A 14,847-nucleotide genomic window follows, 5' to 3' on the forward strand; every position below is an offset into this window, starting at 1 on the left:
ATACTTTGCTGAAAAGTTTGGTTTGGAAATTGACGCGGCTTCAGGTGCATCCGGCCACTCAGAAGACAAGGCAGAAGCATTGCAAGTTCAAGCAACTTCAAGTGCTTCAACTCCAGAAACTGCACCAGACACTAGTTCAGGTGCTTCTCACTAAGAGCCGGCATAACTAGTAACATCAAAAGAAGATCTCCTTTTTTGAGGTAGATCTTCTTTTTGCTTTTTTAGAAAAAATTTACTTTTTTCTTAGGAGCAGTTTTCCATTGCTTTGCTAGGCTGAAAAGGCAGGAGAAGCAAAAAAGAGCCGACCCTTAGGTCAGCTCTTAAAACTACCATGCTGGACGTCCCAGCTATTCATTCATGCCCACTAAAGGAGTCGAACCTTCACTCTGTTGCCAGAACAGCGACCTGAACGCTGCGCGTCTGCCAATTCCGCCAAGTGGGCATCTCGTGCCTCAGCACATATTTAATAATAGCAAAAATTTGGTAAAATGGAAGTGCTAATTCAAAATTTTCGTAATTTTTTGAAAAGAGGAGCGATTTTGTTAAAAAAGATCAAAAAGGCGCTGCTGAGTCTGGCAGCCAGTGGATTATTACTGACCGGAATAAGTACTTGGCAGGCCGCGCCGGTTGCGGCGGCAACCGCTAACTACCAGCAGCAGGACCTGAACCTGGACGTCAAGGCCGCGATTGCCGTTGATGCCGATAGCGGGCAGATCCTTTATGCCAAGAATGCCACGACCCCGCGGCAGATTGCTTCCATGACCAAGCTGGTGACGGTTTACCTAACCCTGCAGGCCATCAAGCAGGGCAAGCTGTCCTGGACCAGCACGGCTAAACCGACGGCCGCGATTGCCAAGATCAGCCAGAACACTGAGTATTCCAATGTGCCATTAACTAGCAGCCATGCTTACACGATCAAGGAACTTTACCGGGCCACTTTGATCGAATCCGCTAACGGGGCAGCCATGACCCTGGCCCAGGCTGTCAGCGGCGACCAGGTAACTTTTGTTAAAAAGATGCGGAAGCTTTTGACCAGCTGGGGGATTAAGGACGCCAAGATCTACAACGCCTGCGGCTTGGCTAATGGCAACCTTGGCTCAGCCGCTTACCCGGGCGTGGGCAAGGACGTTGAAAACGAGATGTCAGCTACTGATATGGCCATCGTCTGCCAGAAGCTCTTAAAGAACTTCCCGGAAGTCTTGCAGACGACTTCAATTACCAGCGCTACCTTCTCATCCGGTTCAACGCAAAGCCAGATGACCAACTGGAACTGGATGCTGAAGGGGCTGAGCAGCTACTACTCTGACCTGCCAGTTGACGGTTTGAAGACCGGGACGACTGATAAGGCCGGTGCCTGCTTTGCCGGGACTGTGAAGAAAAACGGCCACCGGATCATCACTGTGGTTTTGGGCGCCAAGCACGCAAACAGCCAGGACCCGTCCCGTTTCGTGCAGACGGCCAAATTGATGCATTATGTCTACCAAAACTACACGGCCGTAACCTTGAAGAAGGGGTCCAGCATCAGCGGGGCCAACACGGTCAAGGTGCCAGAAGGCAAGGAAACCAGCAGCAAGGTTGTTTTGGACAAGACGGTGACTATCTGGGCCAAGCAGGGCAGCAAGCTGCAGACTTCTTTATCCAAGACTACTGTTTCTGCCCCTGTAAAGAAGGGGAGCAAGGTGGCCAGCTACAAGTTCTCAGCAACTAGCGGTAAATTGCCATCTCTTAGCGGCAAGACGGTGACTGCCTCAGCTGTGGCAACTCAGGACAACCAGGAGGCCAACTTCTTTGTCCGTTTGTGGCGGAGCATCTTTGGCAGCAAGTAAGATGAAAAGCATTGATGAAGATTTAGCCCGGCAGGTGGTCCGCCCCCGGCCGGCTGAAAGCCACAAGGGCAATTACGGCCGGGTTCTGCTAATTGGCGGAAATCACCAGTATGGCGGAGCCATCAGTATGGCTGCCGAAGCTGCGGTTTACTCCGGGGCGGGTCTGACAACGGTAGCGACCGACCCGGTCAATTTTGCCGCCCTCCACGCCCGCCTGCCAGAAACAGCCGTGCTTGACTACAATTTAGATCTGGCTAAGCAGATTTCCCGGTCTAATGTAATTTTGTGCGGGCCTGGCCTGGGCCTGGGGGAAAAAGCCTGGGAAATTTTAGAAGCAGTCTGCCAGCATGTAGGTTCTGACCAGACTATTATTTTTGACGCCAGCGCTTTAGACTTGCTCAGCCAAAAGCCTGACCTGCTGAGAAATCTCCAGGCCGGCCTGGTCATTCTGACTCCCCACCAGATGGAGTGGCAGAGGCTGAGCGGGATCAAGATTGCTGACCAGGAAGACCAGGCCAACCAAGAGGCTCTTTCGCGTTTGTTCTCTGGCAAAACGAAAAATGTTATACTAGTCTTGAAGGCACATCGAACGCGAGTATATGCTTTTACAGGTGAAATCTACCGCAATTCAGCCGGCAACCCCGGAATGGCTACGGGCGGAATGGGCGATACTTTAGCTGGAATTATTGCCGCTTTTCTTGGCCAGTTTGGCCCCAAGCTGACCAGCGTTTTAGCAGCAGTTTACTGCCACTCAAGGGCAGGGGACGACCTTTACCAGTCCTCCTACCTGGTGCGGCCAACGCAAATTTCAGCTTATATGCCGCACTTGATGAAGCGCCTGAGCACCTGTTAGATATCGGAGGGAATTATGAAAAAGTCAAAGTATCTTACCCTGCTTTCAGTGGCAGCTTTGACCCTGCTGACCAGTGGCCTGGGCAGCCAAGGAGTCTTGGCTGACACGGACACGGCGCAGACGACCAATACGTCAACCAACACAACGGATACGTCAGAAACGTCAACTGCTTTAAACCAGCAGGAAGCCAAAGGGAAGAAGCTGACCACGCCTGTGGGCACTCTGCCGAATGCTTCTGACGCCATCAGCAACAAGGATGATTTAAAGAACGTCCAGGGTTACATCTGGAAGACCACGCCAGACGTGTCAGCTGCCGGCAGCCAAAAGGCAACGGTAGTCATCACTTATACTGACGGGACGACCAGCGAAGTTGAAGTCGACCTGGAAGTAGTAACCAGTTATGCCAGCCAGAACAGCCCTGTAGCCAAGACCGGCTTGACGGTCAAGGTGGGCAAGAGCCTGACGGCCAGCTCAGCCATCAGCAACCTTTCCAGCCTTAAGAACGTGGCCAGTGTGACCTGGAAGCAGGCACCAAGCACGGCCAAGGCCGGCACGTTCAAGGGGACTGTTTTAGTAACCTACACTGACAAGTCTACTGACACGGTTGATGTTACGGTTAAAGTGTCTTCAGTCGTGACGACCAAGAAGTCGGTCAAGAAGAGCAAGAAGAAGCAATACACTACCAAGATCCGGAAGATAATCCTGGATCGGCCGGGCAAGAACAAGACCATCACCCAAAAGGTTAAGCTGTCCAGAACGGTAACGACCACCACCACGACGACTAAAACCTATACTGATGGCAAATTAACCAAGACTTCCAAGAAGGCGAAGAAGAGCTATGGCAAGTGGTCAAAAGGGACCTGGAAGAGTTATAATGTTCCTGCAATAAGCGGCTACAAGCGCAGCACGACTAAAGTTAAGGCCAAGACGGTGACCAGCAAGACCAAGAATGTTACCGTCAAGGTCAGCTACAAGCGGGTTCTGCATAAGCCAGCCAGCGCTCCTTACTATGACCCAGCCGACATGCGGCCCAAGACTGGAGCTTACTACTTCCAGTCAAGTGAGAAGCGGGCTTACCCGAACCTGGCCAAGCACAAGAATGTCTGGATCCGGGTTTCCATCCTGGGCAACCGGGTTTACGTCATGAGCGGCAAGAAGGTCATCTACACTATGTACTCTTCAGCCGGCCGTTTTGAAATGACTAACGGCAAGTACCAAAGCGACACGCCGCGTGGCACCTTCTACTTGAAGGCAGCTTATGGCCCGTCCTTCATGTCTTCAGACGGCGTAGGGGCCCGTTACTACATGGCTTACTACGGCAGTGACTACTTGTTCCACAGCGTGCCAATCAACAACTATGGCTCTGGCGTCTACTACAAGGGCTACCACTACGGCTACGGCGGCGTCGGCAGCACGGCCCACCTGACTGTGCAAGGGACCAAGCCAGACTCTCACGGCTGCATCCGGCTGACGCTGAGTGACGCCCGCTGGCTGTACGGTCAACGGACTTCAGGCAAGCTGAAGGTGGGTACCAAGGTCGTTATCAAGTACAAGTAGGCCTTTAAGTAGAATTTCTAGTCAAAAAATTAATATTACTTGTTAATGTAAAAGTAAACAGGACTTTTTCACGCGATGTGGAAGAGCCCTGTTTTTTTGCCTTGTATAGAATTGAATTGCTGATTGTTGCGGTTTTGCAGGACGACATCTATAACGCAACCAGCTATACCAGACATGATGAAGCCGTAACTGACCGAGGGACCGGCACTCACTACGCTTTAGCCAGTGAGCTTTACCGGGAATTAACCGACAAGAGCCATCAGAGCTTGACTGACGATGACAAGACTTATGTCCTTGATCAAGAGCTACTAATTAGTAACAAGTAATATAGAACTACGCGTGGTGCTAGTTGAAGAATCTGAATCCATATCTCTGTAGGATGTAGCTGATATTGTAAGTTAATACAATTATCTCGACAGTTTGTTGGAAACCATCTACATTTCTTGCAAGTATATTTTCAATTACGTAGTACTTTAGTACTGAAAACACACTCTCGATTGTTCTGCAAATCGCCATTAGCTCTCTTTTGTTATGCTGCTTAGCACTCTTCATATTTTTCCGATAAGGTGTCCACAGTATATAACCGTCTATCTTGAGGGTATCGTGCAGTAGTTTGCCTATATAACCTTCATCGCCTAAGATAAAGTGCCCTTCGGGACGGGGACTGAGAATAAGCTCTTCTGCTTCTTTTGCATCGTGGATTGATGCCTTGGTGATTACATAGCCAAGAACATACCCGTCCTAAGATACAGCAAAATGGCCTTTAAAACCGTAGTAGTAAAACTGTAAAACTTTTTGGTTGAGTTATAGCCAATGTTGGCTGTTCCTTCAAACACCTTAGCTCTGCGGTTTCTGATTGGCTGACACAAAGGCATGGGTAGACTGTCAATGATCATATACTGATCAAACAGATCGACTCTTGACTTCAGATCGTTGACGATCTGAGCAGTGATGCCAAGAAGCGCTCTAGCCCTGCGATTAAAACGAGACCTAGACCACAAAGTCCCCAGCAACGGGCAAATCTGCGCTGAGAAGATATACCTTCCTCAGCTTGCCAGACAAGTAATGCAATGATCTCGTAGTCTGGAACCTTTACCAGACTGGCATTGCGGCGGTGAGTTAACCGAGATGGGGCGTACTTGTAATAAAGTTTCTTGCAGATTTTCGACAAAGTTCTAAACTCTACTTGCAAACGGTGACTATAAGGTTTAGTCTATAATTGATTCAACATTGTAAGGACTCCTTTCTGTTTTTGAATAAAGAAATGCCAGTTATATAATTACAGTGTATTAGTATACGCAAATAACTTCTCAGGAAAAATTAGGAGACGCATCAGAGTATGAATTCAAGAAAGAAAATGATGAATGAACCATCTAGCGAAAAGCAAAGATGGTCCTTAAGAAAGATTAGCGTAGGTATGACGTCTGTGCTTCTTGGGGCGACTATGTTCTGGGCTAGTGGCGCGGGCAGCCAAGTAAAGGCTGATACCACGACTGCTAGCGAGCAAGCGGCCCAGACGCAGACGAATACAGCGGAAAAAGCTGCCGGCACGGAAAGTACCGAGCAGACAGAAGACAATAATGCCAATGCAGATGCAGGCAAGACTGCAGAAAATCCCGCGGCAACTGACAACGGCAGTCAAGAAATCACCACGGAATCGACGGCTGCCTCTTCTTCTGCCCAAAATCAGGGCCAAGCAGCAACCGCTACCTCAAGTACAACCACCAAGGCTGCTTCGAGTATCCTCAGTCAAGCGGACAGCGAAACTGCCAACTCAAACACTAGTCAAGCAGTAACTGCTACCTCAAGCGCTACTACCGAGGCTGTTTCGAGTGCCGCCAACCAAACGGGCCAAAAAGTAAGCTCCAGTAATAACAAAAGCCATGAGGCGAAAGCTCACACAACTAGTGCTGCCTCTGGTTCTATTAGCCAAGTAAATGATGGACAACCTATCACTGGTCTACGACACTACAGTAATAACAAGCTAGAATATTATGGCAAAGATCATGTTCAGTATCGTAATCGTTATGCTAGTCAGGGAAATAAGTGGTATTACTTTGGTAGCAAGGGTGACGCAGTTACCGGCTTACGTCATTACGGCAATAACAAGCTAGAATATTATGGCAAAGATCATGTTCAGTATCGTAATCGTTATGCTCATCAGGGAAATAAGTGGTATTACTTTGGTAGCAATGGTGACGCAGTAACTGGCTTACGTCATTACGGCAATAACAAGCTAGAATATTACGGCAAAGATCATGTTCAGTATCGTAATCGTTATGCTCGTCAGGGAAATAAGTGGTATTACTTTGGTAGCAAGGGTGACGCAGTAACTGGCTTACGTTATTACGCCAATAATAAGCTAGAATATTACGGCGCGGACCACGTTCAATATCGTAACCGGTATTATCAAGAAGGTAATAAATTCTATTACTTCGGTGGTAACGGTGACGCAATGGTCACCATCCGTGGGGCAATTGAAAACGGCAAGTTTAATATTTATGATATTCGGACAAACAAGCTTATTAAGAGCCTCGACGCTGGTACTTGGGAGAACTTGGCCTATTCGATGGATGCCAACTCCATTAACAATGTTGATGGCTACCTTAGCTACAGTGGTTGGTACCGACCAATTGGAACAAGCCAAGATGGTAAGACATGGTACAAGACCGGGGCTGGTGACTGGCGGCCAATCTTGATGTATGTATGGCCAAATAAGGATGTTCAGGCACAATTCATTAAGTATTTTGTTAATCATGGTTATGAGAATGCTAATTATGGATTAACAAAGGTATCGGTAGCAAATTTTAACAAGGACACAGATGCAACAGTTCTTAACACGGCAGCACAAAATCTTCGTTACGTAATTGAACAAAGTATTGCTACTAATAAGGGAACGGGTAAGTTAGCAAATGACATTAATGGTTTTGCAGCTACTGTTCCTGAACTATCGGCTTCATCTGAATTATCAGTACAGAGCATACCAAATTATAAGCCTAATGAAAGCGGAACTGTAGATAACGATCAAGTAATCTTCGTTAATGACGCTGATAGTAAGTATCGCTTAATGAACCGTACGATCAATAACCAAACTGGTAATGATAATAGCGATAACAGTCCTGAGTTATTGGTTGGAAATGATATTGATAACTCTAATCCGGTGGTACAAGCTGAGAACCTTAACTGGGAATACTTCTTGTTAAATTATGGTAAGCTGATGGGTTATAACCAGGATGGTAATTTTGACGGTTTTCGGGTTGATGCTGCTGATAATATTGATGCTGATGTGTTCGACCAGATGGGACAATTAATGAATGATATGTACCATATGAAGGGTAACCCGCAAAATGCTAATAATCACTTAAGCTATAACGAAGGATACCATTCAGGTGCTGCCCGGATGTTGAACAAGAAGGGTAATCCACAATTGTACATGGATTCTGGAGAATTCTATACTTTAGAGAATGTCCTCGGACGTGCTAACAATCGTGATAATATTAGTGATTTGGTTACTAATAGTATTGTTAACCGGCAAAATGACGTTACGGAAAATGAAGCTACTCCAAACTGGTCATTTGTCACTAACCATGATCAACGCAAGAACTTGATTAATAGGTTAATTATTAAAGACCATCCTGGCATAGCTTCCATTATGGGATCAGCATATAAAGCAGAATATGCTAACCAAGCTTGGCAAGAGTTTTATGCTGATCAAAAGAAGACCGATAAGCAGTATGCTCAGTATAACGTTCCAGCACAATATGCAATTCTTCTAAGCAATAAAGATACTGTACCGCAGATTTACTATGGTGATCTTTACAACGAAACTGCACAATATATGCAGGAAAAGTCGATCTACTATGATGCAATTACGACGTTAATGAAGGCACGGAAACAATTTGTTAGCGGCGGACAAACAATGACCAAGCTTAGCGATAACTTAATTGCAAGCGTTCGTTATGGTAAGGGCGTTGCTAATGCTAATAGTGAGGGTACTGATAGTTTGAGTCGAACGAGTGGAATGGCAGTTATCGTTGGTAACAATCCACAAATGGCAGAGCAAACAATTTCTATTAATATGGGTCGTGCCCATGCTAATGAGCAGTATCGTAACTTGCTTGACACAACGGATAATGGTTTAACATATAATGCTTATGGTGCTGAAAATCCAGAGACCTTAACAACTGATGATAATGGTATTTTGAAGGTTACTGTTAAGGGATACAGCAATCCCTATGTAAGTGGATATCTTGGTGTGTGGGTCCCAGTTGTTTCTGGAAATCAGGATGTTACTACTAATGCCGCCACTGTTTCAGCAGATAGTAATAAGATCTTCGAATCTAATGCTGCACTTGATTCTCATATGATCTATGAAGACTTTAGTTTGTATCAACCTGAACCAACAAGTACAGAGAATCATGCATATAATATTATTGCCAAAAACGCTGCGCTCTTTAACAACCTGGGAATCACTGACTTCTGGATGGCTCCTGCTTACACACCGTTTCGTATGAGTCGCTATAACGAAGGTTATTCTATGACTGATCGCTATAACCTAGGGACTAATGCTAATCCAACCAAGTATGGAAGTGGTGAAGAATTAGCAAACGCGATTGCCGCTTTGCATAGCGCTGGCTTAAAGGTTCAGGAAGATATTGTTATGAACCAGATGATTGGCTTTTCCGGTCAAGAAGCAGTAACGGTTACCAGAACTAACAATCGTGGAATTCAGATTTACGTCAATGGTAAGACATATGCTAATCAAATATACTTTGCATACACAACCGGTGGTGGAAACGGACAGGAAACTTATGGTGGTAAGTATCTGTCAGAGTTACAGTCCAAGTATCCTGACTTGTTCACCACAAGGGCCATTTCTACCGGCGTAGCTCCTGATCCAACTACTCATATTACTAAGTGGTCTGCTAAATACGAAAACGGTACATCACTTCAAAATATTGGAATTGGTTTAGCTGTGAAATTACCTAATGGCGATTACGCTTACCTGAATGGTGGTAATAACGATAAGTTTAAGACGACCCTTCCAGAACAGATGGGATCGATTGGTTACTATGTTCAACAGGAATTAAAAAATAAGGCTTTCCTGCCAAGGCAATCGTACGGACGATCGAGCAGGCGCCAAAAACTGCGAAAGCAAAGAAATCTGGCAAGGACGCGATTAAAGTCAACGCATGCAGCGGTTATCTCAATTTCCCGACTTTAAATCTGACTTTGCCGGTAGCCAGCAAGTGGCGCTTCAGCCGGCCAGCGCTATGTCTACCAGGTCCAGAAAATGGAAGTCCTGCAGCCGACCGCCATCAGCAAGATGGTTCAAAGTAAGTACGATTTGAGCCTGTTCACTTGTACTTATGACGGCACGACTCGTTTTACAGTTAGATTTCGTTTATTACAAATCAAATAAGTTTTTTAAGAGCAATCCATTTTGGATTGCTTTTTCTTTAAAATTCGGGCAAACTGAAGTGGTTTGACTATGTTTTTAAGCTGATTTGTAAGATAATAAGCTTAATCCTGTGTGAAATCGCTATATTGGAGATTGCGAGCTTTTGAAAAGAAATTAGGAAAAGAGTGTAACTGATGAACAAGGCCCATAAACGAATAGGAATGCTGCTGATTGCCATAATCGCGTGCTTGATGGTCATTCCAGTCTTTGAGCCCCTGCCGGAGGTCGGCGGAAAGAGCAAGGTTCAGGAGCATCCCCCGAAGAAGGAGCAGGTTGCCAAGAAAGAAAATGACCGTCCTTACCCTGACCCGAGTGACATGCGTCCCATGACCGGCCACTACTACCTGTACTCCAGCGAAACCAAGCGCAAGTACCCTGACCTGCGTAAGTACAAGGATGTCTGGATCCGCGTCTCCATTTTGGGAGCCCGGGCCTATGTCATGTCCGGCAAGAAAGTCATCTACACCATGTACGCTTCCCCGGGCGCGATCAAGAAGAACGGTGAAAGCCGGACCCCAGTCGGCAACTACCGGATCCAGGAAGAAGCCGGTGAGGTCTTCTACACTAATGACGGGGTAGGGGCCCGCTATTGCGTCTCCTATCACCAGCACGGGGTCTACCTCTTCCACTCAGTCCCGATCAACAACTTCAATTCCGGGGTTAAGGCCGGCAAATACCACTATGGCTACAAGGGCGGAGCCCACCTGACTACCCTGGGCAAGAAGCCGGACAGCCATGGCTGCGTTCGTCTGTCAGTCAGCGATGCCAAGTGGATCTATGAGCAAAGATTGAACGGGGGCCTGCCAGTTGGCAGCAAGGTTGTCCTCAAAATGCGTTAGGAAATCTGCATAGAGAAAGCGAACACAAATATTTTTGGTATAAAGCACTTACAAGAGAGAATTTGTTTGCTCTAATATTCATTATTGGGTACAATAGAGTCGTAAGAAGCTAGGAGGTATTTTTATGGCTTATTTTGTTAACGGTAATGACATTTTTAAGAAGGCTCGTAAGGAACACTACGCTGTTGGTGCCTACAACACTAACAACTTGGAATGGACCCGCGCTCTTCTTCGTGGTGCTGAAGAAACCAGAACTCCATTGTTGATTCAAGTTTCAACTGGTGCTGCTAAGTACATGGGTGGCTACAAGCTCGTTAAGGACTTGGTAGAAGACTCAATGGACGCTATGAACATCTCAGTTCCAGTTATCTTGAACTTGGACCACGGCGACTACGACTCAGCTGTTGAATGTATCAAGCTTGGCTATTCAAGCGTTATGTTCGACGGCCACGCATTGCCAACTGAAGAAAACTTGGCCAAGACCAAGGAAATCATCAAGCTGGCTCACGAACGCGGCATTTCTGTTGAAGCTGAAATCGGCAAGATCGGTGAAAACCAAGGTGCCGGCGAACTTGCTTCAGTAGAAGACGCTAAGGCTTTCGCAGCTGCTGGCGTTGACAAGCTTGCCTGCGGTATCGGTAACATCCACGGTGTTTACCCAGAAGGCTGGAGCGGCTTGAACTTCGACCGTCTTAAGGAAATCGCTGAAGCTGTTCCTGAAACTCCACTTGTTTTGCACGGTGGTTCAGGTATTCCTCAAGACCAAATCGAAAAGGCAATTTCTTTGGGTATCTCAAAGATCAACATCAACACTGAATTCCAACTTGCATTCCAAGAAGCTACTCGCAAGTACATCGAAGAAGGCAAGGACCAAGACAAGAGCAAGAAGGGTTACGACCCACGTAAGCTGCTCTTGCCAGGTACTGAAGCTATCACTGACTCAATGAAGGAAATGATCAGCTGGATGGGTACTCCATCAATCGACGACAAGGAAGCTGACGCTTCATTCGACAGAAGCTCACTTAACGAAGAATAATCTGAAGCTTCAGATTATTTTTCATGAGAAAAGGCTCTACAACAGCATTTGCTGCTATAGAGCCTTTTTCTTTTTCTCTTATTCAATTTTGTACTTATTTTTTGTCTAATCTGACTGCGACCTGGTTAAAGCTGTAGGGTTTGACGAAGGTCAGCTGCCAGCCGGTTAAAGCCAAGTCTTCGCCGGCAAAATTTGGGTTGTAGAGGGGATCGCCCACGATCGGCCAGCCTGAGGCTGACAAGTGGACCCGGATCTGGTGGGTCCGGCCGGTTTCCAAAGTTACCAGCAGTTTAGCCTGCTTTTTCTCCTCGTCTTTTTCTAAGACCTGGAAGTGGCTGACTGCTCTTAAGCCGTCAGCTCTGACCTGCCTTTTTCTTTGGTCTGCCGGGTCTTGCCCGATCGGCAGGTCAATTGTGCCTTGATCGGGTATTTCTTTGTTTAAGTCAACCGTAGCCAGGTAGTCTCGTCTTAAGGTCTTGCTAGTCAGCTGCCGGTTTAAGATCGGGACGACTGCAGGATTTTTAGCGACTAGCAAGAGCCCGCCCGTCAGCATGTCCAGGCGGTGGACGATGTAGGGGCTGTAGCCTAAGTAGCTGGCGCAGTCGTTAAGGGCCGTTCCGTTTTCCCCCTGGTTGGGGTGGGTCTTTTGCCCCTTGGGCTTGTCAATGACTAAAACATTTTCGTCTTCATAGACGACTTCTGGCATTTTGCCGCTGGCCGGGTAGTCCCCTTGCAGGGATTCCACCTGGTCTAAGTAGAGGTCGACTTTTTCATTGCCCTTGACCAGTTGGTTGAAACTGTGGTATTGGCCATTGACTAAAACCTGCCGCTCAGTACGAAGATAGTGCCGCCATTTGCGGGGAATTAAGAGCTGCCTAAGCAGGTCACTGACGGAAACTGGGGGACGGTCTGCGGGATAGATTAAGCTGAAATGATAGATCATGACGGGATTTATCTTCTTTCTAAAAACCTTGTTAGCGCAATTAAGAAATGGATAACTTGCTCCTTGCAGGACAGCCGCGGCCAGCTTTTATGATAAAATCAAACTGTTTAGACCACGTTCTAACGAAGGAGCAGATATTAATGGAAAACAGGCGCAAAGCGCGTAAACAAATGAACGACTCCCAGCCCAAAAAGGGCTTGTGGGGATGGCTGAAAAGGATCAACTACCGCTTCCAACTGCTAAGATGGTTGATTTTGATCGTTTTGAGCCTTTTTTTAGCTGTATCTTCTTATTATACCTTTAAAGTCAAAACAGCCAACCTGTCCAACCTCCAGGCTTCCCTGGCCAAGACCACGGTTATCTATGACCAGAATGGCAAAAAAGCCGGGTCCGTGTCTTCCGGCAAGGGGACCTATGTCAGCTTGAGCAAGATTTCCCCCAATGTTCAAAAGGCCGTAGTCGCCACCGAAGACCGGACCTTCTGGACCAATATCGGGATCAGCCCCAAGGGCATCCTCCGGGCGGCGGTCAGCTATGTCATCCACGGGGGCAATATCGCCGGGGGCGGGTCGACCATCACCCAGCAGCTGGTCAAGAACTCCATTTTGACCCAGCAGCAGACTCTGTCCCGGAAGGTGGAGGAAATGTTCTATGCCATTCAGGTGACCAAGGTCTATTCTAAAAAGCAGATCATGGCCATGTACCTCAACAATGCCTACTTTGGCAACGGGGTCTACGGGGTCCAGGATGCCAGCCGCAAGTACTTCGGCAAGAACGCTAGCCAATTGACGGTGGCTGAAGGGGCAACCTTGGCCGGCATCTTGCGGAACCCTTCCTACTACAACCCGATCGATTCCCTCTCGCACTCGGTTTCCAGAAGAAACCTGATCCTGCAGCGGATGGTTGACAACAAGTCTATCAGCCAGACGACCGCCAACAAAGCCAAAAAAGAGGGGATGAACCTGGTTGATACCTACAAGGCGACCAGAGGCTACAAGTATCCTTACTACTTTGACGCCGTCATCTCTGAAGCCATCAGCAAGTACGGTTTAAGCGAAAACGAGATCATGAGCAAGGGGCTGAAGATCTACACGACCCTGGACCAGAACTACCAGAAGTCCATGCAGGCCAGCTTCAAGAACAAGTACAACTTCCCTGTCAACCCGGCCGGCATGGCCCGGGCCCAAGGGGCCAGCGTGGCCATGGATCCCAAGACTGGGGCAGTCAAGGCCCTGGTCGGAGGACGCGGCAAGCACGTCTTCAGAGGCTACAACCGGGCCACGCAAATGCAGCGCCAGCCCGGCAGTGCCATCAAGCCCCTGGCTGTCTACGCGCCGGCTCTGGAGAACGGCTACCACTATGACTCTGACCTCTCCAACAAGCGGCAGAAGTTCGGCAAGAACGGCTATGAGCCGGTCAACGTCGACAACCAGTACTCGACCACGATCCCGATGTACCAGGCCCTGGCCCAGTCCAAGAACGTCCCGGCTGTCTGGCTTTTAAACAAGATCGGGGTGTCCACCGGGGTCAGCTACTTGAAGAAGTTTGGCATTACCGTCTCAAAGAGTGACCAGAACCTGGCCCTGGCCCTGGGCGGGGTGTCCACCGGGGTCAGTCCTTTGCAGATGGCCCGGGCCTACTCAGCTTTTGCCAACAGCGGGAAGCTGCCGGACAGCTCATACATGATCACCAAGATCACCGACGCTAGCGGCAACGTGATCGCGGAAAACAACAATACCGGGACCAGCCAGATTATTTCAGCTGACACGGCCAAGGAAATGACCCAGATGCTGCTCAGCGTCTTCACTTCCGGGACGGCCGTTAACGCCAAGCCAGCCGGCTATTCAGTAGCTGGCAAGACCGGGTCAACTGAAGTATCTTTTGCTTACGGGACTAAGGACCAGTGGATTGTCGGCTATACCCCGGACGTGGTCGTGGCTACCTGGGTCGGCTTTGACAAGACCGACAAGAACCACTACATGCAGGGGATTTCGGAAACCGGGATTACCACCCTTTATAAAGACGAAATGACCCGGATCCTTCCTTACAGCAAGCAGACCAGCTTTACCGTTCAGTCAGCTGACTCCATGGCCCAAAGCAATGGGACAAGCAGCTCTTCTTCAAGTTCTTCGGACTGGAGCAAGAAGCTGAAAGAATCGATCAGCAATGGGGTAAAGAATGCCGAATCAACGATTCAGTCATGGTACAATAAGATTACTGGAAAATAAGCAAACAGAATTTTTTATGTAATAAAGGTTCAGTATAAATTCTTGTGTAAATAGAAAATAGGCAACAAAAAAGAAGGGTTGTCCCTTACAATGTTAATAACGAC

The 14,847-nt window shown here is 47.7% G+C and carries 9 protein-coding genes, 1 tRNA gene and 1 pseudogene; 8 read left to right on the forward strand and 3 right to left on the reverse strand.

Annotated elements, in window-relative coordinates; translation table 11 throughout:
- Positions 1 to 358 precede the first annotated feature (358 nt).
- Positions 359 to 442, reverse strand: a tRNA-Leu gene (locus tag FD23_RS05780).
- Positions 443 to 539: 97 nt separating this feature from the next.
- Here FD23_RS05780 and FD23_RS05785 point away from each other — a divergent pair.
- The 4 genes from FD23_RS05785 to FD23_RS05800 all read left to right on the forward strand — a co-directional run bounded on the left by FD23_RS05785 (position 540) and on the right by FD23_RS05800 (position 4,562).
- The gene (locus FD23_RS05785) at positions 540 to 1,826 is read left to right on the forward strand and encodes a serine hydrolase (protein ID WP_025896342.1); all 1,287 of its coding nucleotides are present in this window, start codon (positions 540 to 542) and stop codon (positions 1,824 to 1,826) included.
- A gap of 1 nt (position 1,827) precedes the next feature.
- A complete protein-coding gene (locus FD23_RS05790) occupies positions 1,828 to 2,679 on the forward strand; it encodes an NAD(P)H-hydrate dehydratase (protein WP_025896340.1) in 852 nt (283 codons plus the stop codon).
- 15 nt (positions 2,680 to 2,694) lie between these two features.
- On the forward strand, positions 2,695 to 4,236 hold the full coding sequence (locus tag FD23_RS05795) for a Rib/alpha-like domain-containing protein (protein WP_025896339.1): 1,542 nt from the start codon (positions 2,695 to 2,697) through the stop codon (positions 4,234 to 4,236).
- Between the two features lie 101 nt (positions 4,237 to 4,337).
- Positions 4,338 to 4,562 (forward strand): hypothetical protein, encoded by a 225-nt coding sequence (locus FD23_RS05800; RefSeq protein WP_025896337.1) that lies wholly within the window; start codon positions 4,338 to 4,340, stop codon positions 4,560 to 4,562.
- Positions 4,563 to 4,581: 19 nt separating this feature from the next.
- Here the strand turns inward: FD23_RS05800 and FD23_RS05805 are convergent.
- Positions 4,582 to 5,428, reverse strand: a pseudogene (locus FD23_RS05805) (IS982 family transposase).
- A gap of 147 nt (positions 5,429 to 5,575) precedes the next feature.
- Between FD23_RS05805 and FD23_RS05810 the strand changes: the two are divergent.
- The 3 genes from FD23_RS05810 to FD23_RS05820 all read left to right on the forward strand — a co-directional run bounded on the left by FD23_RS05810 (position 5,576) and on the right by FD23_RS05820 (position 11,572).
- Positions 5,576 to 9,460: a glycoside hydrolase family 70 protein gene (locus FD23_RS05810; RefSeq protein ID WP_057717954.1), complete on the forward strand. Its 3,885-nt coding sequence runs from the start codon at positions 5,576 to 5,578 to the stop codon at positions 9,458 to 9,460.
- Between the two features lie 371 nt (positions 9,461 to 9,831).
- A complete protein-coding gene (locus FD23_RS05815) occupies positions 9,832 to 10,536 on the forward strand; it encodes a L,D-transpeptidase (protein ID WP_025895574.1) in 705 nt (234 codons plus the stop codon).
- Positions 10,537 to 10,660: 124 nt separating this feature from the next.
- A complete protein-coding gene (locus FD23_RS05820; protein WP_025895573.1) occupies positions 10,661 to 11,572 on the forward strand; it encodes a ketose-bisphosphate aldolase in 912 nt (303 codons plus the stop codon).
- Positions 11,573 to 11,666: 94 nt separating this feature from the next.
- Here the strand turns inward: FD23_RS05820 and FD23_RS05825 are convergent, their stop codons facing one another.
- On the reverse strand, positions 11,667 to 12,515 hold the full coding sequence (locus FD23_RS05825) for an RluA family pseudouridine synthase (protein WP_052933721.1): 849 nt from the start codon (positions 12,513 to 12,515) through the stop codon (positions 11,667 to 11,669).
- Positions 12,516 to 12,655: 140 nt separating this feature from the next.
- Here FD23_RS05825 and FD23_RS05830 point away from each other — a divergent pair, with 140 nt between their 5' ends.
- Positions 12,656 to 14,743 (forward strand): PBP1A family penicillin-binding protein, encoded by a 2,088-nt coding sequence (locus tag FD23_RS05830; protein ID WP_052933720.1) that lies wholly within the window; start codon positions 12,656 to 12,658, stop codon positions 14,741 to 14,743.
- The last annotated feature ends 104 nt before the right edge of the window (positions 14,744 to 14,847 follow it).

Source organism: Lactobacillus delbrueckii subsp. delbrueckii DSM 20074 = JCM 1012, from assembly GCF_001433875.1.
In the GTDB taxonomy this organism is placed as follows: domain Bacteria; phylum Bacillota; class Bacilli; order Lactobacillales; family Lactobacillaceae; genus Lactobacillus; species Lactobacillus delbrueckii.